Genomic DNA, 22,814 nt, shown 5'->3' on the forward strand with positions numbered 1-22,814 from the left:
AAGCTGCGAGCGGTTTTTTAATGGGGAACTTATACTTTTATGCTAGATTTTGATGAGATATAAATAATGCGAGCAATTGAAATTACGCGCTATGGCGAACCTGAAGTTCTGCAACTATGTGAGCGGCCTATGCCAGTTCCTAGTGCAGGGCAGGTATTGATACGGGTGAGGGCGGCTGGTGTTAATCGGCCGGATGTATTGCAGCGCATGGGGCTTTATCCTGTGCCAGCGAATGCGTCTGACTTGCCTGGTTTGGAAGTGGCGGGTGAAATTGCGGGTGGTGATTTGTCTGGCTCTGAATTTGCACTGGGTGATTCGGTTTGTGCTTTGGTGCAGGGTGGTGGCTACGCAGAATATTGCGTGGCTCCTGTGGTGCAATGCTTGCATATTCCAAAGGGTTTGAGCTTGATTGAGGCAGCTTCGCTACCTGAAACTTTGTTTACTGTCTGGTCTAATGTATTTGATCGCGGTGCTTTGTCTGTTGGTGAAAGCTTGTTGGTGCATGGCGGTACTTCTGGGATAGGTGTTGCTGCAATACAGATGGCCAGAGCTTTAGGTGCTAAAGTTTTTGCCACGGCAGGATCTGATGAGAAGTGTCGTGCGGCGGAAGAGTTGGGTGCGGTTCGCGCGATTAACTATCGGACTGAGGACTTTCTTCAAGTAATTAAGTCGGAAACTGCGGGTAGGGGGGTGGACGTGATACTTGATATGGTTGCTGGAAAATATTTGTCCAAGAATATTGATAGTTTGGCTGATGATGGGCGATTAGTTGTGATTGCGCTTTTGGGTGGTGCGAAGGCTGAGTTGGATCTGTCGCAGGTGTTGCGTCGTCGTTTGCATGTGACTGGGTCAACGCTGCGTCCGCGTTCTGTTGAATTTAAAGCTGGAATTGCACAAGCGTTGAGCAGTAAGATATGGCCACTTTTGGAAAGTGGTGCTATCAAGCCCGTGATACATCAAGTTTTTCCTCTGGTGCAGGCGAGTAAGGCTCATGAAATGATGGAAGCGAGTCAACATATTGGTAAGCTTGTACTTGAGTTGTGATTTGTGTATTTTTTGCCGCTAGGTGCTGCAATTCTTCATGTCGCTTGGTGCTTCGGTTGTGCGAGCGAGTTTTAGTGGAACAAAATAAGTGGTGCAAAAAGGCGTATCTCCTCAAACTTGTGTTAGAAAATTGACCCTTGCAGCCTTGCCGCGATACAATATGCAGTTAATTAAATTCTTAAGCCTATGTCACAACAGCGACGAACATTAATAGCCGGAAATTGGAAAATGAATGGCGGTCTCGCAGCAAATGCGAGCTTACTTGAAAGTTTGCAGGCGGCACCTGAGCTTGCTGCGAGCGGTTCTACTTGTGAGGTGCTGGTATGTGTGCCTGTAATTTACTTGTCGCAATGTGAGTCTTTATTGAGCTCTTCTGCGATTGCGATTGGTGCGCAAGATGTTTCGGCGCATCTGTCTGGTGCTTATACGGGTGAAATATCGTCGGCAATGCTGGCTGATTTTGCATGTAAGTACGTTATTGTTGGTCACTCTGAGCGTCGAGCTTATCATCATGAGTCTAATGAGTTAGTGGCGCAGAAGGCCTTGCAGGCTTTGCGTTCGGGTATCTTTCCGATTGTTTGTGTTGGTGAGACTTTGGAGCAGCGCGAAGCGGGTAAAACGAATGAAGTGGTCGTTACGCAGTTGCGTGCAGTGATGGATGTTTTGGATGACGGTGCTTTAGCGCGTATCGTTGTTGCCTACGAGCCGGTGTGGGCTATTGGTACGGGTAAAACAGCGACGCCTGAGATGGCGCAGGAGGTTCATGCTGTGTTGCGCTCGGTTTTGGCTGAACGTAGTGATTTTGCCGCGAATAGAGTGCGTATTTTGTATGGCGGTAGTATGAAGCCTGATAATGCGCAAGAGTTGTTGGCTATGCCTGATATTGATGGTGGGTTAATTGGTGGTGCATCGTTAAAGTCGGCTGATTTTCTGTCTATCATTAAGGCGGCTTAGGTTTTCTGCTGTACGAAAATTTTTTGAATATATTTTTGTTGTAACGATTAATTTTACTTGGATGTTTTAAATGCAAACTTCTTTATCTACCTTGGTTATGATTGTGCAGGTTTTGTCTGCGTTAGTTATTGTTGGTCTGGTTTTGCTGCAGCATGGTAAAGGTGCTGATATGGGGGCGTCTTTTGGTTCTGGTGCATCTGGTAGTTTGTTCGGCGCAACTGGATCTTCTAATTTTTTATCCAAATCTACAGGGGTTGCAGTTGCGGTGTTTTTTATCGCAACTTTGATCTTGACGTCTTTGGGTGCAAATAAAGCGCCATCAGTTGGTGTGATGGATAATTTGCCTGCCGCAAAAACGGCGCCTGCTAGCGCCGCTTCGGTAGCAGCGTCAGTTGCGCCAGTAGGTGCCCCTGAAAGTGCGTCAGTAAGTGCGGCAAGTCAAACCACTGAAATCCCTAAATAACTTAATTTAAATCAGTTTGTCTGGTAAAAAAATCTTGAATTGCTGCAATTGTGCGTTGAACAATTGCGGTGAACAGAGTAAAATGCTGGGCTTATGCCGACGTGGTGAAATTGGTAGACACGCTATCTTGAGGGGGTAGTGGCGAAAGCTGTACGAGTTCGAGTCTCGTCGTCGGCACCAATGAATAAGTTAGTTTTTTGCTGACTTGATCGAGGAAGTGGTTGTGGATTTAATCGTCACTCAATCATGCAATAAACATCTCAATGTTACGTTTTTATATGGGTAGCCTAACGTGAACCTCGAAAATTATTTCCCAGTTCTTCTCTTTATTTTGGTTGGTGTTGCGGTTGGTGTCGTTCCGCAAGTCTTAGGCCGTTTGATTGCGCCGCACCGACCTGATAGTCAAAAAACATCTGCTTACGAGTGTGGTTTTGAAGCCTTTGAAGATGCGCGTATGAAGTTTGATGTGCGTTATTATCTCGTTGCAATTCTCTTTATTTTGTTCGATCTTGAAACTGCTTTTTTCTTTCCTTGGGCTGTATCCATGAAGGAATTGGGGTGGACAGGTTTCTTGGTGATGTTGGGTTTCATCTTGGAATTTGCGGTCGGATTTTGGTATATCTGGAAAAAAGGCGCCCTGGATTGGGAATGACCTGATAGGAAAAGCGTATGTCAATTGAAGGTGTATTGAGCGAAGGCTTTGTTACAACCAGTTTGGACAAGCTGATTAACTGGACTCAGACGGGTTCTATGTGGCCTATGACTTTTGGCTTGGCTTGCTGTGCGGTTGAAATGATGCACGCGGGTTGCTCTCGTTATGATATGGATCGCTTCGGTGTGATTTTTCGCCCGTCTCCTCGTCAATCGGATGTGATGATTGTGGCTGGTACGCTATGTAATAAGATGGCGCCTGCTTTGCGTAAGGTTTACGATCAAATGGCGGAGCCACGTTGGGTTGTCTCTATGGGGTCCTGTGCAAATGGTGGTGGTTACTATCATTATTCCTATTCTGTAGTGCGAGGTTGTGATCGCATAGTTCCGGTTGATATTTATGTTCCAGGTTGTCCTCCTACCGCTGAGGCGCTGATCTACGGCATTATTCAATTGCAAAATAAAATTAAGCGCACTAATACGATTGCTCGCTAGTGCGGTGCAAATGTTATTGGTCGGCGAAAACTACAACTTAAAGCAAAATGACTACCAAATTAGAAAATCTTGAGTCGGCAGTGAAGGGTGTCATCGGCGAGCGACTCATGCAGTCGCAATTGGCGCTAGGTGAGTTCACTGTCATTGTCGCGGCAAAAGACTATTTGTCTGTAATGCGTGATTTGCGCGATAACGCTGCTACACGATTTGAAGAATTGATTGATCTGTGTGGTGTCGATTATTCGACTTACGGCGATGGTGTTTGGGATGGATTGCGCTTTGCGGTGGTGTCTCACTTACTTTCAATTAAGCATAATTGGCGTTTGCGCGTACGCGTGTTTGCTGAAGATGATGAGTTTCCGGTTGTCGCTTCCTTGGTTGATGTCTGGAGTGCAGCAAACTGGTATGAGCGCGAAGCATTCGATTTCTTCGGTATTTTGTTTGATGGGCATAATGATTTGCGTCGTATTTTGACTGATTACGGTTTTATTGGTCATCCTTTCCGTAAAGATTTCCCTGTTTCTGGTTATGTAGAGATGCGCTATGACGCTGATCAAAAGCGTGTAATTTATCAGCCAGTTACCATTGAGCCACGTGAAAACACGCCACGCATTATTCGTGAAGAAAATTACGGGATTAAGGGATAAGAAGCATCATGGCTGAAATTAAAAATTACACCTTAAACTTTGGTCCTCAACATCCTGCTGCACATGGTGTTTTGCGCTTGGTGCTTGAATTGGACGGCGAAGTTATTCAGCGTGCCGATCCGCATATAGGCTTGTTGCATCGCGCAACAGAAAAATTGGCTGAGCAAAAAACCTACTTGCAATCTGTTCCTTATATGGATCGTCTCGATTATGTGTCGATGATGTCCAATGAGCACGCCTATGTTATGGCGATTGAGAAAATGCTCGGTTTGGAAGTGCCGTTGCGTGCGCAATATATCCGCGTGATGTTTGACGAGATCACTCGCTTGTTGAATCACTTATTGTGGATCGGTGCTCATGCGCTTGACGTTGGTGCCATGGCGGTTATCTTGTATGCGTTCCGTGAACGTGAGGATTTGATGGATTGCTACGAGGCGGTGTCTGGCGCTCGTATGCACGCTGCTTACTATCGTCCAGGTGGCGTATATCGCGATTTGCCGGATGAAATGCCTAAACACAAAGCGTCGATTTTGAAGAATGAAAAAGCGATGCGTTTGCTGAACGAAGATCGTCAGGGTTCTTTGTTGGATTTCATTGAGGCATTCACTAATCGTTTCCCTAAATACGTTGATGAATATGAGACTTTGTTGACAGATAATCGTATCTGGAAACAGCGTCTGGTTGGTATCGGTGTGGTATCTCCTGAGCGTGCCATGGCGATGGGTTTTACTGGCCCTATGCTGCGTGGTTCTGGCGTAGAGTGGGATTTGCGTAAAAAGCAGCCTTACGAAGTGTATGACTTATTGGATTTTGATATTCCAGTTGGTGTGAATGGCGATAGCTATGATCGTTATTTGGTGCGTGTTGAAGAGATGCGTCAATCAAATCGTATTATTAAGCAATGTGTCGAGTGGTTGCGCAATAATCCAGGTCCGGTGATGTCAACTAACCATAAGGTGGCGCCACCAAGTCGTGTGAATATGAAGTCGAACATGGAAGAGTTGATTCATCACTTCAAATTATTCACAGAGGGTTTCCACGTTCCTGCTGGTGAAGCTTATTCAGCGGTTGAGCATCCAAAAGGTGAGTTTGGTATTTACCTTATGTCGGATGGTGCGAATAAGCCATACCGTATGAAAATTCGCGCACCTGGTTTCTCGCATCTGCAAGGTTTGGATGAAATGGCGAAAGGCCACATGATTGCCGACGCAGTAACGATTATTGGTACGCAAGATATTGTATTCGGTGAAATCGACCGATAGGAGTCATGCTAAATTCAATCGCAGGGCGCTTTGCGTTTTTGTTTGCTCTCGCAATACTTCGATATTGCAGCGAAAAATGCCTAGCATTGCATCCCTAAAATAGAATTGTCACGGCACCTTGTAGAAATAAAAATTGATAAATGATTGGCTCGCGTTGTGGGCTGATATTTGAGGCAAAAGCGATGGTCTTATCAGAGCAAGCATTAAAGAAAATTGATCGCGAATTGGCGAAGTTCCCTGCGGATCAGCGCCAGTCTGCCGTGATGGCGGCCTTAGCGATTGCCCAGGATGAAACCAGTTGGTTATCTCCAGAAGTGTTGCAATTTGTTGCCGATTACATCGGTATGCCTGCCGTAGCAGTGCAGGAGGTAGCCACCTTCTACAATATGTACAACACCAAGCCAGTTGGTAAGCACAAAATTACTGTTTGTACGAACTTGCCATGTGCTTTATCTGGCGGTGAGCGTGCAGCACATCATTTGAAACAAAAGCTTGGTTTGGATTACAAAGAAACCAGTGCGGACGGACAGTTTACTTTGATGGAAGGCGAGTGCATGGGCGCTTGCGGCGATGCGCCGGTCATGTTGGTCAACAATAAGCGCATGTGCAGCTTCATGTCCAATGACAAAATTGATGCCTTGGTCAGTGAATTAAGCCAAACAACAGAAGCAGGTAAATAATGACGAGTCTACATAATCGCCATATCAAGCCACTGATTCTTGCTGGCTTAGATGGAAAAAATTGGCACCTGCAAGACTATGTCGCGCGTGGTGGCTATCAATCTTTAAAACGTATTTTGGACGAAAAAATCCCACCGGAACAAGTGATTGCGGAGCTCAAAGCTTCCTCCTTGCGTGGTCGTGGCGGTGCGGGTTTTCCAACAGGTTTGAAGTGGAGTTTTATGCCACGTCAGTTCCCAGGTCAAAAATACTTGGTCTGTAATACCGATGAGGGTGAACCAGGTACATTTAAAGACCGTGACATCATTCGCTACAATCCGCACGCCTTGATCGAAGGGATGGCGATTGGCGCCTATGCAATGGGCATCACGGTTGGCTACAACTATATTCACGGCGAAATTTTTGCTGACTACGACCGCTTTGAAGAGGCTTTAGAAGAAGCGCGCGCAGCGAACATGTTGGGTGATCGTATTCATGGATCTGATTTTTCTTTCCAATTGCATGCGTTTCACGGCTACGGTGCTTACATCTGCGGTGAAGAAACTGCATTGCTTGAGTCTTTAGAAGGCAAAAAAGGTCAGCCACGGTTCAAACCACCATTCCCAGCAAGTTTTGGTTTGTATGGTAAGCCAACGACAATCAACAATACAGAAACATTTGCGGCTGTACCTTTCGTATTAGCGATGGGTGGTGAGGCTTATGCGGCGTTAGGTAAGCCAAATAATGGTGGCACCAAAATTTTCTCCATGTCAGGTGACGTAGCGAAGCCAGGTAATTACGAAGTTCCGCTCGGTACGCCATTTGCAACCTTGCTGGAATTGGCTGGTGGCATGCGCGATGGCAAAAAGATTAAAGCGGTTATTCCTGGAGGATCATCTATGCCAGTGTTAACCGGTGACGTCATGATGGCAACCGACATGGATTATGACTCCATCGCTAAGGCTGGCTCTATGCTTGGTTCTGGTGCGGTGATCGTGATGGATGAAACGCGTTGCATGGTCAAATCTTTGCTGCGTTTATCTTACTTTTATTTTGAAGAATCTTGCGGTCAATGTACGCCGTGCCGTGAAGGTACGGGCTGGCTGTATCGTATGGTACATCGTATTGAAAATGGTCAAGGTCGTCCAGACGATTTAGATATGTTAAATGCGGTTGCTGATGGTATCCAAGGTCGCACGATTTGCGCCTTAGGAGATGCCGCTGCGATGCCTGTGCGTGCATTTATTAAGAATTTCCGTGAAGAATTTGAATATCATATCGAGCATAAACACTGCTTGGTTCCGACTTATTTATAAATGTGATGCAAAAAACTTTAAACCTCTGTGTTAAGAGGTTTTGATTGTCCTTTTAGCGTACCCAGAGCACACCATGGTTGAAATTGAAATAGACGGCAAAAAAGTAGAAGTCCCTGCGGGCAGCATGGTGATGGACGCTGCTAATAAACTTGGCACCTACATTCCTCATTTTTGCTATCACAAAAAATTGTCGATTGCGGCAAACTGCCGTATGTGTTTGGTTGAGGTTGAGAAAGCACCTAAACCTTTGCCCGCCTGTGCAACGCCTGTAACACAAGGCATGATTGTGCGTTCCAATAGCGATAAAGCAGTCAAAGCACAAAAAGATGTGATGGAGTTTTTGTTGATTAACCATCCACTTGATTGCCCAATTTGCGATCAAGGTGGTGAATGCCAATTACAAGATTTAGCCGTTGGTTACGGTAAAACCAGTTCGCGCTACGAAGAAGAAAAACGCGTTGTCTTCCATAAAAATGTTGGCCCTTTGATCTCAATGGAAGAGATGAGTCGCTGTATCCACTGCACACGTTGTGTACGTTTTGGTCAAGAAGTTGCAGGCGTGATGGAACTCGGTATGTTGGGTCGTGGTGAACACTCTGAAATTACGTCGTTCGTTGGTAAGACGGTTGATTCTGAATTGTCTGGCAACATGATTGATCTGTGCCCAGTGGGTGCCTTGACTTCAAAACCATTCCGTTATTCTGCACGTACTTGGGAATTATCACGCCGTAAATCGGTTAGTGCGCACGACGGCTTGGGTGCTAATTTGATCGTTCAAGTTAAGAATAACAAAGTAATGCGCGTCGTTCCATTTGAAAATGATGCGGTCAATGAATGCTGGATTTCCGACAAAGATCGTTTCGCTTATGAAGGTTTAAACAGCGCGGATCGATTGACTAAGCCAATGTTGAAACAGGGCGGTCAATGGCAGGAAACTGACTGGCAAACTGCGCTGGAATATGTCGCACATGGATTGAAAAATGTGAAACATGAGCACGGTGCGAATGCGATTGCTGGCTTGGCTTCTGCTCATTCCACATTGGAAGAATTAAGCTTGTTGTCGCGCGTGGTGCGCGGCTTGGGCTCTGAGAATATCGAAACGCGTTTGCGCCAATCCGATTTTGCTTTAACAGGCAAGATCAAACCATGGTTGGGCATGTCAATTGCCGCGTTTGCGCAATTGAAGCAAGTGTTTGTGATCGGGTCTTTCCTACGTAAAGACCATCCCTTATTGGCAGCTCGTTTGCGTCAAGCAGTTAAGTCCGGCACTAAATTAAGTGTTCTGCATGCGACTGATGATGAACTCTTGATGAAGGTCGCGACTAAAGCAGTTCTTGCTCCGTCTGCGTGGTTGTCTTTCTTAGCTGAAGTCGCAACAGAGGTTGCTAATGTAAAACAAATTTCTAAACCAGCAGGTTTGATTGATGTCGCTGTGTCAGATGCGGCGCAAGCGATTGCAACGAGCTTATTGTCCGGCGCGGAAGCGCAATCGGCTGGTGTGTTCTTAGGTAATACAGCGGCGCAACATCCTGATGCTTCTAAGATCCACGCCTTGGCACAATGGATAGCGCAAAATACGGGCGCTGGCTTTGGCTATTTAACTGAAGCTGCCAATACCGTGGGTGCTTATCTTGCTGATGCGGTTCCAGCGAATGCAGATACGGCAGCAAATGTATTAAGCAATGCGCGTAAAGCGGTGGTGCTGTTGAATGCAGAGCCAACATTTGATTTTGCCAATCCGAATCAGGCACAAGCGGTATTAGCGCAAGCCGATATGGTTGTCGTTATGTCCGCATTCAAACACGGCATGGAATATGCAGATGTGTTACTGCCAATTTCTCCATTTACCGAAACAGCCGGTACGTTTGTCAATTGCGAAGGCCGTGCACAAAGTTTCCATGGTGTGGTTAAACCATTAGGCGATACGCGTCCAGCTTGGAAAGTCTTGCGTGTACTCGGTAATTTGTTAGGCTTGGATAACTTTGATTTTGAAACAGCAGAAGCAGTTCGTGATGCAGTGCTGGGTCAAGCTCTCGCTCAAGGCCAAACCGATTTGTCCGCTAAGTTGAACAATATCGCAGATGTCGCGATCGCATCTTCCACCCCCGCTAGTGGCTTGGAACGTGTTTCTGATGTACCTATCTACAGCACTGACGCGATTGTGCGTCGTTCTGAATCCTTGCAGCGTACGGCCGATGCAAAAGCAGCAGCGATTAGTTTGAGTGCTGCGGAGTTTGCTCGCCTTGGTATTGCAGATGGTGACTTTGTGAAGTTGACGCAAGCGGATGCTTCAGTATTGGGTGCAGCGAAACTCGATAAATCCTTGCCTGCGACAGTGGTACGCGTGGCTGCTGGTGTTTTGGCAACGCATCAACTGGGTGCGATGTTCGGCCCAATTAATGTGGAGCGTGCATAATGAATTTTTTAGATACGGTTCAATCCTACGGTGTGCAATATCTTGGTGGTTTGTGGCCTTTAGTCTGGACTTTAGTCAAGATAGTTTGTATTACTTTGCCAGTCATGGGCTGCGTAGCTTATTTGACGCTGTGGGAACGTAAAATGATAGGCTGGATGCATGTGCGTCTTGGCCCAAATCGTGTCGGTCCTGCAGGTTTATTGCAACCGATTGCTGACGCTTTAAAGCTATTGCTTAAAGAGATCATCATTCCGGCAAAAGCTAATAAAGTGTTGTTCGTTATTGCACCAATTATGACGATTATGCCGGCTTTGGCGGCGTGGTCAGTGGTTCCTTTTGGACCTGAAGTGGTGTTGGCAAATGTCAATGCTGGCTTGTTGTTGATTATGGCAATCACCTCCATGGAAGTGTACGGCATCATTATCGCAGGCTGGGCATCCAATTCTAAGTACGCATTCTTGGGTGCTATGCGTGCTTCAGCACAGATGGTTTCCTATGAAATCGCGATGGGTTTTGTCTTAGTGATTGTGTTGATGGTTTCTGGTAGTTTGAATTTGTCTGACGTCGTCAATGGACAAATGAAAGGTTATTTCGCCGAGCACGGTTGGAATTTCTTGTCATGGAACTGGTTGCCTTTATTACCTATGTTCGTGATCTATGTGATTTCCGGTATTGCAGAAACTAATCGCCATCCTTTCGACGTCGTAGAAGGTGAATCCGAGATCGTTGCGGGTCACATGGTTGAGTATTCAGGTATGTCATTTGCGATGTTCTTCTTGGCTGAATACGCCAATATGATTTTGATTTCAGCCTTGGCATCTTTGATGTTCCTTGGTGGTTGGAATTCTCCGATAGGTCATGCCGTGCCTGTATTAGGTCTATTGGCTTATTTGCCTGGTTGGATTTGGTTAGGTTTGAAAACTTTCGTCGTGGTGTCTATGTTTATTTGGGCACGTGCTTCTTTCCCACGCTATCGTTACGATCAGATTATGCGTTTAGGTTGGAAGGTATTTATTCCGTTGACGCTGGTGTACTTGGTCATGGTCGCTGCATGGATGCAAACCTCTTGGAATATTTGGAAGTAATCGGCTCAAAATAGCTGAAAAACAACGCTAGCAGATAATGGAAGCAAATAATGGAAGCAATTAAGGATTTCTTTGGCAGCTTGATGCTGCGCGAGTTGATCAAAGGTTTGGCTTTGACTGGTCGCTATATGTTTGCGCGTAAAATCACGGTGCAATTTCCGGAAGAAAAAACACCGCAATCACCGCGTTTTCGTGGATTGCATGCTTTGCGTCGTTATCCAAACGGAGAAGAGCGCTGCATCGCATGCAAATTATGCGAAGCGGTTTGCCCGGCAATGGCGATTACGATTGAATCGGATCAGCGTGAGGACGGCTCACGTCGTACTACACGTTACGACATAGATTTAACTAAATGTATTTTCTGCGGATTTTGCGAAGAATCTTGTCCAGTGGATTCTATTGTAGAAACCCATGTGTTGGAATATCACGGCGAGAAACGTGGCGATCTGTATTTCACCAAAGAGATGCTGCTTGCAGTTGGTGATCGTTATGAACCAGAAATTGCTGCGGCTCGTCAAGCCGATGCAGCGTACCGTTAAACTGGAAGAGCTGAATTATGGATTTTGTTACTGTCTTATTTTATGTGTTTTCGGCGATTTTAATCATCGCTGGAACACAGGTGATCACTGCGCGTAATCCTGTGCATGCGGCATTGTTTCTGGTGTTGGCATTTTTTAATGCGGCAGGGATTTGGTTGTTGTTGAAAGCTGAGTTTTTGGCGATCGTTTTGGTGTTAGTGTACGTCGGTGCGGTCATGGTCTTGTTCTTGTTCGTGGTTATGATGTTGGACATCAATATGGATAAGTTGCGAGAAGGTTTTTGGGGACGTTTGCCATTAGCAGCAATTGTCGGTGTCGTTATTGCGTTAGAAATGTCTGCGGTCTTGTTTAGAGGATTTTTGCGTACGGATAATAGTGTCCCAGCGGCGGCTGCCGAGATTGGTGTTACTAAAGCCTTGGGTATCGAGATCTTCACAAATTATGTATTTGCGTTTGAAGTTGCTGCTGCCATTTTGTTGTTGGCGATTGTTGCTGCAGTAGCTTTAACTTTGCGCAAACGTAAAGACAGTAAATATTTTGATCCGGCCGCCGCAGTAAAAGTAAAACGTGCAGATCGTGTTCGTATGGTAAGCATGAAAGCGGAATCAAATCGTTCAGTGGGCGAGGCGCAAGCAAGCGCTGCCAATGCAGAAAATACAGGTGTATAAATGGCTTTAACTCTGACACATTTTTTGATTTTGGGCGCGATCTTATTCGCTATCTCTATCGTCGGTATTTTCATGAACCGCAAAAACATTATCGTGCTGTTGATGTCGATAGAGTTGATGCTGTTGGCGGTGAATATGAATTTTGTCGCTTTCTCACATTATCTGGGTGATGCAGCAGGGCAGATATTTGTCTTCTTTATCTTGACTGTGGCGGCCGCTGAATCGGCAATTGGTTTGGCGATTTTGGTAGTGATGTTCCGTAATTTGGACACCATCAATGTCGAAGACCTAGGCACACTCAAAGGTTAATGTAGGTAATCGTCTTCTTGGTTTGAATGCAGTTCGAGAATTTATAAGAATTAAGATAAAGATAAAAAAGGGTCATTATGGCGGGGCAACTTAACCCACATTTATTGCTGGCAGTACCGTTAGCACCACTCGCTGGTGCAGCGATTGCAGGTCTGTTAGGCACAAAATTTTTCGGCAATCTTGTCGGCCGCAAGGTGTCGCATTCTGCGACTATTCTTGGTGTATTGATTGCGTTCATTCTCTCTTGCATGACCTTTTCGCAAGTGCTAGATGGTGCAAAATACAATGCGACTTTATACCACTGGATGACGGTAGGTAGCTTGAAATTGGAAGTTGGTTTCTTGGTCGATAGCTTGACTGCGATGATGATGTGTGTGGTGACGTTTGTGTCATTGATGGTGCATATCTACACAGTTGGTTACATGGCTGAAGACGAGGGCTATAACCGTTTCTTCGCTTACATTTCTTTGTTTACATTCTCGATGTTGATGCTCGTGATGAGCAACAACTTCTTGCAGTTGTTCTTTGGCTGGGAAGCAGTAGGTTTGGTTTCGTACTTGTTGATCGGTTTTTGGTACACCAAGCCGACGGCTATTTACGCCAATATGAAAGCTTTTTTAGTCAATCGTGTTGGTGATTTCGGCTTCATCTTGGGTATAGGCTTATTGGTCGCTTATGCTGGCTCTATGGATTACGCAGAAGTGTTCGCAAAGAAAGCGGAACTTGCGCCTTTGATGTTGCCAGGTACGGATTGGATGTTGATCACCGTTGCCTGCATTTGCTTGTTTATTGGCGCGATGGGTAAATCTGCGCAATTCCCATTGCACGTGTGGTTGCCTGACTCTATGGAGGGTCCTACGCCGATCTCTGCACTGATTCACGCAGCTACCATGGTTACCGCCGGTATCTTTATGGTGGCACGTATGTCACCGCTGTTTGAAATGTCTGATACGGCATTGAATTTTATCATGATCATCGGTTCTATTACTGCTTTGTTCATGGGTTTCCTTGGCATTATTCAAAACGATATTAAACGCGTGGTTGCGTACTCTACTTTGTCTCAATTGGGGTACATGACGGTGGCGCTCGGTGCATCTGCCTATTCAGTCGCGGTATTTCATTTGATGACACATGCGTTCTTTAAGGCTCTATTGTTCTTAGCAGCTGGTTCTGTGATTATTGGAATGCATCACGATCAAGACATTCGCAATATGGGTGGCTTGCGTAAATACATGAAGATCACTTGGATTACTTCATTGCTAGGTTCTTTGGCTTTGATTGGTACACCGTTCTTCTCTGGTTTTTACTCGAAAGACTCTATTATTGAAGCGGTCATGTTGTCTCACTTACCGGGTGCAGGTTTTGCTAAGTTTGCAGTGTTGGCAGGTGTCTTTGTAACTGCGTTCTATTCTTTCCGAATGTACTTCTTGGTATTCCACGGTAAAGAAAACTTCGGTCATGCACATGACGCACATGGTCATGACGATCACCATGATGATCATCACCATGGTTTGGCGCCAGGTCAAAAGCCGCATGAATCCCCAGCGGTGGTGTGGGTACCGTTGGCGTTATTGGCAATTCCATCCGTGTTCATCGGTTTGTATGCAATTGAACCTATGTTATATGGTGACTTCTTCAAAGACGTCATCTTCATCGATCACCATGCGCATCATGCGATGGGAGAGTTGAAGGAAGAATTCCATGGTTGGCAAGCAATGGGCATACATGCTTTGATGACGCCACCATTCTGGTTGGCTCTGGCGGGTGTGGCTTTGTCATATTTCTTCTACATGGTGAAACCTGCAATTCCAACTATGATTAAGCAGAAATTTAGTGCTGTTTATACTTTGCTCGACAATAAGTATTACATGGACAGATTCAATGAAATCGTGTTTGCAGGTGGTGCACGTTTGTTGGGTGGTGGTTTGTGGAATATCGGTGATAAAGGTTTGATTGACGGTTTGGTTGTCAATGGTAGTGCGAAGTTGGTAGGTTTATTTTCCAAGTTGGTTCGTTTGTTCCAGACTGGTTTCATCTACCACTATGCACTGGTAATGATTTTGGGTGTATTGGGCTTCTTGATTTACTTCATGCATTTTGTACCTACACCGTTTACTAAATAAGTGACCATAATAAGATAATCATGATGCTGTCAAACTCTCCATTATTAAGCCTGTCGATTTGGTTGCCAATCGTATTTGGTATCGTTGTTTTAGCTTTGGGTCGCGATAAAAACCAAGGTTTTGTTCGTACCCTTTCTTTGATTGGTTCGTTACTGAGTTTCGCAGTCACATTGCCAATTATTGACGGATTCAATAACACTGCTCATGGTATGCAGTTTGTTGAAAGCCTTTCTTGGATATCACGTTTTAATGCGTTTTATGCCTTGGGAGTCGATGGTATTTCCATGTGGCTCGTGCCTTTGACTGCTTTCATCACTGTGATTGTCGTGATTGCAGCTTGGGAAGTGATAGAAAAAAACGTCGCTCAGTATATGGGCGCATTTTTGATTCTGTCAGGTTTGATGATAGGCGTATTTTGTGCAACTGATGGTTTGTTGTTCTACGTATTCTTTGAAGCCACCTTGATTCCTATGTACATCATCGTCGGTGTCTGGGGTGGACCAAATCGTGTTTATGCCGCATTTAAATTTTTCTTGTACACCTTGTTAGGTTCTTTACTGACTTTGGTAGCAATTATTTACCTCTACTTTAAATCTGGTAATTCTTTTAATATTCAGACTTGGCATCAATTGCCATTGACTTTGAATGAACAAATCATGTTGTTCGTCGCCTTCTTGATGGCCTTCGCGGTGAAAGTCCCAATGTGGCCAGTGCATACGTGGTTGCCAGACGCTCACGTAGAAGCGCCTACCGGCGGCTCTGTGGTATTGGCAGCGATCATGTTGAAATTAGGTGCTTATGGGTTCCTGCGTTTCTCTTTACCTATCGCTCCCGATGCTAGTCATTACTTGTCTAGCATGATGATTACTTTATCTTTGATCGCAGTCGTGTACATTGGTTTGGTAGCCTTAGTTCAAAAAGATATGAAGAAGTTGGTGGCCTATTCTTCTATCGCTCACATGGGTTTTGTGACTCTAGGCTTTTTCATGTTTAATGAATTGGCCGTGCAGGGCGCTATCGTACAAATGATTTCTCACGGTTTTATTTCCGCTGCGATGTTCTTGTGTATCGGTGTCTTGTACGACCGCGTGCATTCACGTGAAATCGCCGACTACGGTGGTGTCGTGAACACGATGCCTAAGTTTGCAGCTTTGTTTGTGTTGTTCTCTATGGCTAATTGCGGTTTGCCAGCGACGTCAGGTTTCGTTGGTGAATTCATGGTGATTATCGGCGCAGTGAAATTCAATTTCTGGATCGGCATGTTGGCAGCAACTGCTTTAATTTTCGGCGCTGCATATTCTTTGTGGATGGTAAAACGTGTGGTGTTCGGTGCGATTACCCATGATCACGTTGCGAAATTGACAGATTTGAATAAGCGTGAATTCTTTATGCTCGGCGTGTTAGCGATTGCAGTGATTGCGATGGGCTTGTATCCAGCACCGTTCACCGATGCGATGCAAGTTTCCGTTGCAGACTTATTGAAACATGTCGCAACATCTAAAATTGCTCCATAGTAGCCATTAGAAATTAGAAATCAATAATATGAACCTGATTATTCCACCATCACTTTATCCAGAAATGTTTTTGCTGCTGTCGATTTGCGCTATTTTGCTAATCGATATGTTTCTGGGCGATGCAAAGCGCAACATTACCTACGCACTGAGCCTTTTGGCACTTGGTGTCTGTGGTGTATTGACGATGAATGCGACCACAGGTACCTCAGTTTATTTGAGCAATAACATGTTCGTTTCTGATGCCATGTCGAACCTGTTAAAGATGTTCAGTTATATTGCGGTAGGCGTGACATTTATCTATGGTCGTCAATACGCAACAGATCGCGGTATGACTAGTGGTTTGCTCGGTGGTGAGTTCTACACCTTAGCTTTGTTCTCGTTGTTGGGTCAAATGATCATGATCTCCGGTAATAATCTCTTGATTATTTACCTTGGTTTGGAATTGATGTCTTTGGCTTTATATGCCTTGGTAGCCTTGCGTCGTGATAACAATGTATCGACCGAAGCCGCGATGAAGTACTTTGTATTGGGTGCCCTGGCTTCTGGTTTCCTGTTGTATGGTATTTCTATGTTGTATGGTGCAACAGGCACTTTGAATTTGAATAAAATGGCTGAGGTAGCCGCCTCCGTGAATGCCAACAAAACGATTTTAGTATTTGGTATTGTTTTCTTGGTTGCTGGTCTGGCGTTTAAACTTGGTGTCGTACCTTTCCATATGTGGGTTCCTGACGTTTATCAAGGTTCACCTACTGTTGTTACCTTGTTGTTGGGTGGTGCGCCTAAATTAGCTGCTTTCGCTATTACTTATCGTTTATTGGTAGAAGGCTTATTCCCATTAGCAGTCGATTGGCAACAAATGTTAATGGTGCTGGCCGTGATGTCGATGGCGGTCGGTAACATCACCGCGATTGCCCAGACCAATTTGAAGCGTATGTTGGCGTATTCTACGATTTCGCAAATGGGCTTTATGTTGCTGGGCTTCTTGTCTGGCGTATCGAACGGCAACACCGAGCTAGCTGCTGAAGCGTATAGCGCCTCCATGTTTTATGCGGTGACTTATGTGATGACGACTTTAGGTACATTCGGCATTATTTTGATGTTGTCACGTGCAGGTTTTGAAGCTGAGAACATCTCTGATCTCAAAGGCTTGAACAAACGCAGTAAATGGTTCGCCTTCATCATGTTGTTACTGATGTTCTCATTGGCAGGTATCCCTCCATTGATGGGCTTCTATGCAAAATTGTCTGTATTGAGTTCTGTCGTTGCGGCGGGTCAAATTTGGTTGGCTGTGGCAGCGGTGCTGTTCTCACTAATTGGTGCGTTCTACTATTTGCGTATTGTTAAAGTAATGTACTTTGATGAAGCAGTCGATACATCTCCTATCACAGCGAATATGGATTTAAAGTTGGTATTAAGTGCCAATGGTTTGGCCGTATTGGTGTTGGGCTTGATGCCAGGTTCCTTACTGCGCAGCTGCGTGGATGCCGTGAAGAGTGCGTTAGCCTCATAAATTCCTCGTGTTATCCGTTTTTATTCTAAAGAGAGAAGTGTCTTGAATACATCACTATCTAGTTGGCTTGTGATTTTCGTGGCACTTTTCGCTGCAAGTTTGCCGTTTGTTACCGAACGCGTCTTTGGTCTGATCCCTTTAAAATCTCAGAACAAGAAATCGGCTTGGCTGCGTTTGGCTGAGCTGATTGTTTTGTATTTTGTTGTGGGCGCATTTGGCTTCTTCTTAGAGTCGAATGCAGGCAACCGATTCGAGCAACGCTGGGAATTTTTTGCATTAACAGCTTGCTTGTTTATAGTATTCGCTTTTCCAGGCTTCGTTTTTCGCTACTTACGTAAAAGTTAAAACTAAGTCCAATCTACATGGATCAAAATCGTATGAATATCCTAGATCTAGGTCCAGATCAAAATCCTCAGTTAGCCGAAATCAAAGTTGATAGCCAACGTGTCTATCAAGGTAATTTCCTACATGTAGAAAAAGATACCGTCAGATTGCCAGACGGTAATTTGGTCACGCGTGAATACATTAAGCATCCGGGTGCGGTGGTTATTTTGCCCTTGTTTGATGATGGTACGGTCTTGATGGAGCGCCAGTTTCGTTATCCGCTTAACCAAGTATTTCTAGAGTTCCCAGCCGGGAAAATCGATCCCAATGAAGACTCCTTAGTCTGCGCAAAGCGCGAACTCAAAGAAGAAACCGGTTACACCGCGAGCGATTGGCAATTCCTCTGTACGATACATAATGCAATTGCCTATGCCGATGAGCATCTCGATATCTATCTAGCACGTGGCTTGGTCGCTGGTGAAGCAAAACTCGATGAAGAAGAGTTTCTAGAAACCTTCACTGCGCCAGTATCTGATGTTTTGGAATGGGTGAAGTCAGGAAAAATTACCGATGTCAAAACGGTCATCGGCGCATTTTGGCTGGATAAAATTCTTAAGCAAGAATGGACTTCGTGAAAATCCTCTTCATAATTTCATTTCTAGACTGACACCAATTTGCCTAAATGAAGGCGAGAATTCCTGACTCCTTGTTGTGAGTGTGCTGCTGACATATTGTCGGATACTGACATTGTCTTGCGCTAGCAAATTTCGCACAACAAATCGCATTGTGGTTTCTTTGCTCAACTTCCATTTCACAAACGCATCCAAGCGGCGGCTCACACTAATATAGCGACTGTTTTCTTGGGACAGTCTAAATGGTCCTCCGCTGGTGAAGGTATAAGACGCACCGCCCGACCAGTTATCGTTCGCTTTGTAATCTATCCCTGTGTTGGCGGATAAACGCGCTTGTTGTGCAAATCGATTATTCGGTGCTGGAACATTGTCCACCGACGACCAATTGCGTGCTGCATTGGCTCTGAATTCTATATTTTTTCCATCCTCAAATAAGATCGATAAGGGAAACTTGGTATCTAGCTCCAGCCCGCGAGCCTGCGCATTACCATCATTGACAGGCATGTCGACCCATCTTTGATCGATCAGACTAATGTCGCGGCGCATGACATTTTCAATCTTTTTAAGATAAACCGATGCACTGTACTTCAGTCCATTCTCACCAAAATGTTCAAACCCGGCATCTAAGCCTAGCGCTATTTCTGGTTTTAAAAATGGATTGCCACTGCGTTCGGGATAGGCAAACTGATTATTCAAACTCTTAAACTTGGTAGGAATTAAGTCTGAGGCTTCTGGATTTTTAAAGCTGCGGGCGAACGCGAATCTGACTTGGTTTTCTTTGCTATCGGCTAGCTTCCATAAACTCTGCAGTATCGGACTTAGCACGCTGGTCTTATTTTTAAATTGGCTAAACTGATCGCCCGATCCTGTAGTCTGAAACATATCCCAACGCAGTCCAAAATAGTTAGACCACGTCGGCGTAGTTTGCCATTCATCCTGCACATAGAAGGCGGCGCGCTGTATGCGCACATCGCTACTATCGTTCAAGATGCTCGGCGACTGTGCTTGCATAGTCATTTGGGTTTTATGGCTATCAGAGATGGCGATCGCACTATCCCATCCGCTTTTAAGGATATGAGTTTTGGCAAATGAAGTCACGTAACTGCCAGTTGATTTCCAATCTTGATGTGTTTCATTCAGTTGCGTTTGTCGTGTCGATGGTAAAGAGGAATTGGCAGCCGAGGTTTGATCTGAACCCGTAGTGCTTAGCATAAAATGGTTCACGCCAAGATTGAATTTGAAGGTGGATTCGTTGCCAAATTCCTTGGCTAAACGACGCTCCCAGTTGAGCTCAGCACCCAGCGCTTTTCTATCGTCATGTGTCTTAGTTTTATCAGTCGAGCTTCCCCAGTCTGTCAGGCTGTCTCTATCTATCTTTTGATAGAAAATTTGATTCTTCAATGTGAGCGTGTCGCCATTTTCCAGCGTCCACGTGAATCTAGGATCGATAATGAGCGCTGGGAATGAGGTTTTTGCTTCGCCATGCGCATGTTGTGTAGCGTATTGTCCTGTTAATCCATCTAGGGTCTCTAGTAAAGTCTGATTACGACCTAAAAAATGTCCTGAGATGATACGAACGCCGACTCCATAAGAAAAACGATCGCTCTTATCGGATTGATTCAAGCTGATATTTCCAAAAGATTCAATTGCGGATCGACTCAAACTTGTGCTGAATTCACGACTCGTCGTCTCTATTTTCTTCATCACAATATTAATGGTACCGGCGATGGCGCGGGTGCTCAAGTCTGCCGTACCTGCGCGTAGAATTTCTATGCGCTTTATCTTGTTAACATCGACAGTTTCTATACCCATGCCTCTTGGTAGCGGCTCGCCATCGATAAGAATTTGCGTGTAGCCGTTGGTCAAGCCACGCATACGAATCTCATTGCCGCTGACAGTAACGCCAGACTGGCGCTTGAGAATTTCTGCAACATTGGATTCGCCATACTGCTTAATTTCTTCCTCTGTCACCACGATCTTGGAAGCAGTATCCTCGCGTCGTGCATCATACTGTTTGGCATTGATTTCGACTTTTTGCGTTGGTTCCGATTTTGTTGGTGCTTTATTGCCGCTATTTTCTTGTGCATGCACCGTACTGGTCGCGCAACACGTACTCAAGATCGCACAAATTAAGGTTTTTTGACTTATGTGTGAGGAATAAATTCGCGGCATGAATTGGCGGGTCTGGATAGTAAAAATATAGGCGATATTATCACGTTACATAATTTGCAATTTGAGAATTTTAATAAACTTATGTGGTTAGTATAGTTTGAGAAATTGTTTTTTGGTGCAAGTGATATCTGCCCAAAAAATGCGTTGCAAAAAGTAAAAAACCGCTAAGTTATAGCGGTTTTTATAGCGGTTTTTCATATTATTTGAAGGAGTCGATCTTGCTATCTATCCATTCAAAGATAAATCACATACTAGGATAATTCGGGCCACCACCACCTTCAGGTGTCACCCATACGATATTTTGCGTTGGGTCTTTAATATCGCAAGTTTTACAGTGTACGCAGTTCTGGGCGTTGATTTGTAAGCGATCAGCACCTTCATCCGTTTTCACGAATTCATACACACCGGCTGGGCAGTAACGGCTTTCAGGTCCGGCGTATTTTGCTAAGTTAACGTTGACTGGCACACTCGCATCTTTCAAAGTCAGATGGATAGGCTGATCTTCGGCGTGATTGGTGTTGGAGATAAATACGGACGACAAACGATCAAACGTTAGCTTGCCGTCTGGTTTTGGATAGTTGATCGGTGTGAACTCCGAAGCAGGGCGCAGGCATGCGTGATCAGGCTTAGAGTGACGCAAAGTCCACGGTGCTTTGCCACGCAGTAGCACTTGATCTAACCAAACAAATGGTGAGCCATACGCGCCTTTTTTCAGGAGATTTTTGACGTTCCTCGCGGTATGTAATTCCTCATGCAACCACGATGCTTCAAATGCTGTCGTGTATGCGGAGAGTTCATCGTGCTGACGTTCTGCATTCAATGCCTCAAATGCCGCACTTGCAGCCAGCATGCCGGTTTTAATCGCAGCGTGGCTACCTTTAATACGACTCATGTTCAAGAAGCCCGCATCGCAGCCAATTAAGGCGCCGCCCGGGAAAGTTAATTTAGGCAATGATTGCAGACCACCCGCAGTGATGGCACGTGCACCGTAAGAAATACGTTTAGCGCCTTCAAAGAAACCACGAATTGTTGGGTGCGTTTTGAAGCGTTGGAATTCTTCAAATGGTGAGATGTAAGGATTTTCGTAAGCGAGGCCGACCACATAGCCAACTGCTACTTGGTTGTTTTCTAAATGATAGAGGAAAGAGCCAGCATAATCGCTCATCATAGGCCAGCCCGTCGTATGGACGACCAAGCCTTCTTTATGTTTGGCGGGATCAATTTCCCATAATTCTTTAATGCCGATACCGTAAGATTGTGGATCTTTGTCCTTGTCTAGCGCATATTTCGCAATCATTTGTTTGCCGAGATGCCCGCGTGCGCCTTCGGCGAACAAAGTGTACTTCGCATGTAATTCCATGCCGATTTGGAATGAGGAGGACGCTTCACCTTCGCGGTTGACGCCCATATTGCCGGTCGCTACACCTTTGACTGAACCATCTTCATTGAACAAGACTTCAGCAGCGGCAAAACCCGGAAATACTTCTACACCTAAGGCTTCTGCTTGTTGGGCTAACCAACGTGTGACATTACCTAGGGAGACAATGTAATTACCTTCATTATGAAAGCATTTTGGGACTAACCAGTTTGGTGTTTTGAACGCACTGTTTTCGGTCAACACATAGATGCGATCTTCGGTCACCGGCGTGTTCAGCGGTGCACCTAATTCTTTCCAGTTTGGAAAAAGTTCAGTCAGCGCGATTGGATCCATAATCGCACCTGAAAGTATATGTGCGCCCGGTTCGCCGCCTTTTTCTAAGACGACAACCGATACTTCCTTGCCACTTTCCGCCGCCAATTGTTTGAGCTTGATCGCAGCAGATAATCCAGCCGGACCACCACCGACGATGACGACGTCATATTCCATCGCATCACGTGGGCCGTATTCTTCTAGTAATTGTTGAGAGGTAGTCATAATAAGCAGGGCTTTCTAATTTGAATGCAGTCGCTAGCAAAAGTGGATGCCCGATGTTATGGGTACTCACACAATTGTGCAAGTTGATCCACTAGTGGCGGATTTCTAATGGCGCG

At 45.2% G+C, this 22,814-nt stretch carries 21 protein-coding genes and 1 tRNA gene; 20 read left to right on the forward strand and 2 right to left on the reverse strand.

The genetic code is table 11. The annotated features are described in order from the left end of the window. Window positions 1-66: 66 nt before the first annotated feature. The 20 genes from ACFFJH_RS00640 to ACFFJH_RS00735 all read left to right on the forward strand — a co-directional run bounded on the left by ACFFJH_RS00640 (window position 67) and on the right by ACFFJH_RS00735 (window position 18,614). A complete protein-coding gene (locus ACFFJH_RS00640; protein WP_390209344.1) occupies window positions 67-1,044 on the forward strand; it encodes an NAD(P)H-quinone oxidoreductase in 978 nt (325 codons plus the stop codon). A gap of 186 nt (window positions 1,045-1,230) precedes the next feature. Next, window positions 1,231-1,998, forward strand: coding sequence for a triose-phosphate isomerase (tpiA, locus tag ACFFJH_RS00645; protein WP_390209346.1), 768 nt, complete (start codon window positions 1,231-1,233; stop codon window positions 1,996-1,998). Between the two features lie 70 nt (window positions 1,999-2,068). Beyond that, window positions 2,069-2,461, forward strand: coding sequence for a preprotein translocase subunit SecG (secG, locus tag ACFFJH_RS00650; RefSeq protein ID WP_390209347.1), 393 nt, complete (start codon window positions 2,069-2,071; stop codon window positions 2,459-2,461). 95 nt (window positions 2,462-2,556) lie between these two features. Beyond that, a tRNA-Leu gene (locus ACFFJH_RS00655) sits at window positions 2,557-2,641 on the forward strand. A 112-nt stretch (window positions 2,642-2,753) separates the two neighbouring features. Then, window positions 2,754-3,113 carry an NADH-quinone oxidoreductase subunit A gene (locus ACFFJH_RS00660; RefSeq protein WP_390209349.1) on the forward strand — a complete coding sequence of 120 codons (360 nt, stop codon included), beginning with the start codon at window positions 2,754-2,756 and terminating at the stop codon, window positions 3,111-3,113. Between the two features lie 17 nt (window positions 3,114-3,130). Next, the gene (locus ACFFJH_RS00665; protein ID WP_315473244.1) at window positions 3,131-3,607 is read left to right on the forward strand and encodes a NuoB/complex I 20 kDa subunit family protein; all 477 of its coding nucleotides are present in this window, start codon (window positions 3,131-3,133) and stop codon (window positions 3,605-3,607) included. 47 nt (window positions 3,608-3,654) lie between these two features. Then, the gene (locus ACFFJH_RS00670; RefSeq protein ID WP_390209350.1) at window positions 3,655-4,254 is read left to right on the forward strand and encodes an NADH-quinone oxidoreductase subunit C; all 600 of its coding nucleotides are present in this window, start codon (window positions 3,655-3,657) and stop codon (window positions 4,252-4,254) included. A gap of 8 nt (window positions 4,255-4,262) precedes the next feature. Continuing rightward, entirely contained in the window at window positions 4,263-5,516 is a 1,254-nt protein-coding gene (locus ACFFJH_RS00675) for an NADH-quinone oxidoreductase subunit D (protein WP_390209351.1), read from the forward strand. 182 nt (window positions 5,517-5,698) lie between these two features. Then, on the forward strand, window positions 5,699-6,196 hold the full coding sequence (nuoE, locus tag ACFFJH_RS00680) for an NADH-quinone oxidoreductase subunit NuoE (RefSeq protein WP_390209352.1): 498 nt from the start codon (window positions 5,699-5,701) through the stop codon (window positions 6,194-6,196). Then, complete coding sequence (gene nuoF, locus ACFFJH_RS00685; protein WP_390209353.1) at window positions 6,196-7,491, forward strand: NADH-quinone oxidoreductase subunit NuoF; 1,296 nt, start codon at window positions 6,196-6,198, stop codon at window positions 7,489-7,491. Before nuoE ends, nuoF begins: the two co-directional genes overlap by 1 nt. Before the next feature lie 73 nt (window positions 7,492-7,564). Continuing rightward, a complete protein-coding gene (gene nuoG, locus ACFFJH_RS00690) occupies window positions 7,565-9,907 on the forward strand; it encodes an NADH-quinone oxidoreductase subunit NuoG (protein WP_390209354.1) in 2,343 nt (780 codons plus the stop codon). Then, window positions 9,907-10,992 carry an NADH-quinone oxidoreductase subunit NuoH gene (gene nuoH / locus ACFFJH_RS00695; protein ID WP_390209355.1) on the forward strand — a complete coding sequence of 362 codons (1,086 nt, stop codon included), beginning with the start codon at window positions 9,907-9,909 and terminating at the stop codon, window positions 10,990-10,992. The genes nuoG and nuoH overlap by 1 nt, the downstream gene beginning before the upstream one ends. 50 nt (window positions 10,993-11,042) lie before the next feature. Further along, window positions 11,043-11,531, forward strand: a complete 489-nt coding sequence (gene nuoI / locus ACFFJH_RS00700; protein ID WP_315472925.1) for an NADH-quinone oxidoreductase subunit NuoI — start codon at window positions 11,043-11,045, stop codon at window positions 11,529-11,531. A gap of 17 nt (window positions 11,532-11,548) precedes the next feature. Continuing rightward, complete coding sequence (locus tag ACFFJH_RS00705) at window positions 11,549-12,199, forward strand: NADH-quinone oxidoreductase subunit J (protein WP_390209357.1); 651 nt, start codon at window positions 11,549-11,551, stop codon at window positions 12,197-12,199. After that, a complete protein-coding gene (gene nuoK / locus ACFFJH_RS00710) occupies window positions 12,200-12,508 on the forward strand; it encodes an NADH-quinone oxidoreductase subunit NuoK (RefSeq protein WP_390209359.1) in 309 nt (102 codons plus the stop codon). 77 nt (window positions 12,509-12,585) lie between these two features. Continuing rightward, on the forward strand, window positions 12,586-14,631 hold the full coding sequence (gene nuoL / locus ACFFJH_RS00715) for an NADH-quinone oxidoreductase subunit L (RefSeq protein ID WP_390209361.1): 2,046 nt from the start codon (window positions 12,586-12,588) through the stop codon (window positions 14,629-14,631). A gap of 20 nt (window positions 14,632-14,651) precedes the next feature. Then, on the forward strand, window positions 14,652-16,145 hold the full coding sequence (locus tag ACFFJH_RS00720; protein ID WP_390209362.1) for an NADH-quinone oxidoreductase subunit M: 1,494 nt from the start codon (window positions 14,652-14,654) through the stop codon (window positions 16,143-16,145). Window positions 16,146-16,173: 28 nt separating this feature from the next. Beyond that, window positions 16,174-17,655 carry an NADH-quinone oxidoreductase subunit NuoN gene (nuoN, locus tag ACFFJH_RS00725; RefSeq protein WP_390209364.1) on the forward strand — a complete coding sequence of 494 codons (1,482 nt, stop codon included), beginning with the start codon at window positions 16,174-16,176 and terminating at the stop codon, window positions 17,653-17,655. A 42-nt stretch (window positions 17,656-17,697) separates the two neighbouring features. Continuing rightward, complete coding sequence (locus tag ACFFJH_RS00730) at window positions 17,698-18,000, forward strand: DUF2818 family protein (protein WP_390209365.1); 303 nt, start codon at window positions 17,698-17,700, stop codon at window positions 17,998-18,000. A gap of 32 nt (window positions 18,001-18,032) precedes the next feature. Then, a complete protein-coding gene (locus tag ACFFJH_RS00735; protein WP_390209366.1) occupies window positions 18,033-18,614 on the forward strand; it encodes an NUDIX domain-containing protein in 582 nt (193 codons plus the stop codon). A gap of 9 nt (window positions 18,615-18,623) precedes the next feature. On the opposite strand, the gene ACFFJH_RS00740 is transcribed toward ACFFJH_RS00735, so the two are convergent. Both ACFFJH_RS00740 and ACFFJH_RS00745 read right to left on the reverse strand, forming a co-directional pair. Continuing rightward, window positions 18,624-20,729 carry a TonB-dependent receptor plug domain-containing protein gene (locus ACFFJH_RS00740; protein ID WP_390209367.1) on the reverse strand — a complete coding sequence of 702 codons (2,106 nt, stop codon included), beginning with the start codon at window positions 20,727-20,729 and terminating at the stop codon, window positions 18,624-18,626. A 298-nt stretch (window positions 20,730-21,027) separates the two neighbouring features. Then, complete coding sequence (locus ACFFJH_RS00745) at window positions 21,028-22,698, reverse strand: electron transfer flavoprotein-ubiquinone oxidoreductase (RefSeq protein WP_390209368.1); 1,671 nt, start codon at window positions 22,696-22,698, stop codon at window positions 21,028-21,030. Window positions 22,699-22,814: the final 116 nt, after the last annotated feature.

This window comes from Affinundibacterium danionis (genome assembly GCF_042432465.1).
Taxonomy (GTDB): Bacteria; Pseudomonadota; Gammaproteobacteria; order Burkholderiales; family Burkholderiaceae_D; genus Undibacterium; species Undibacterium danionis.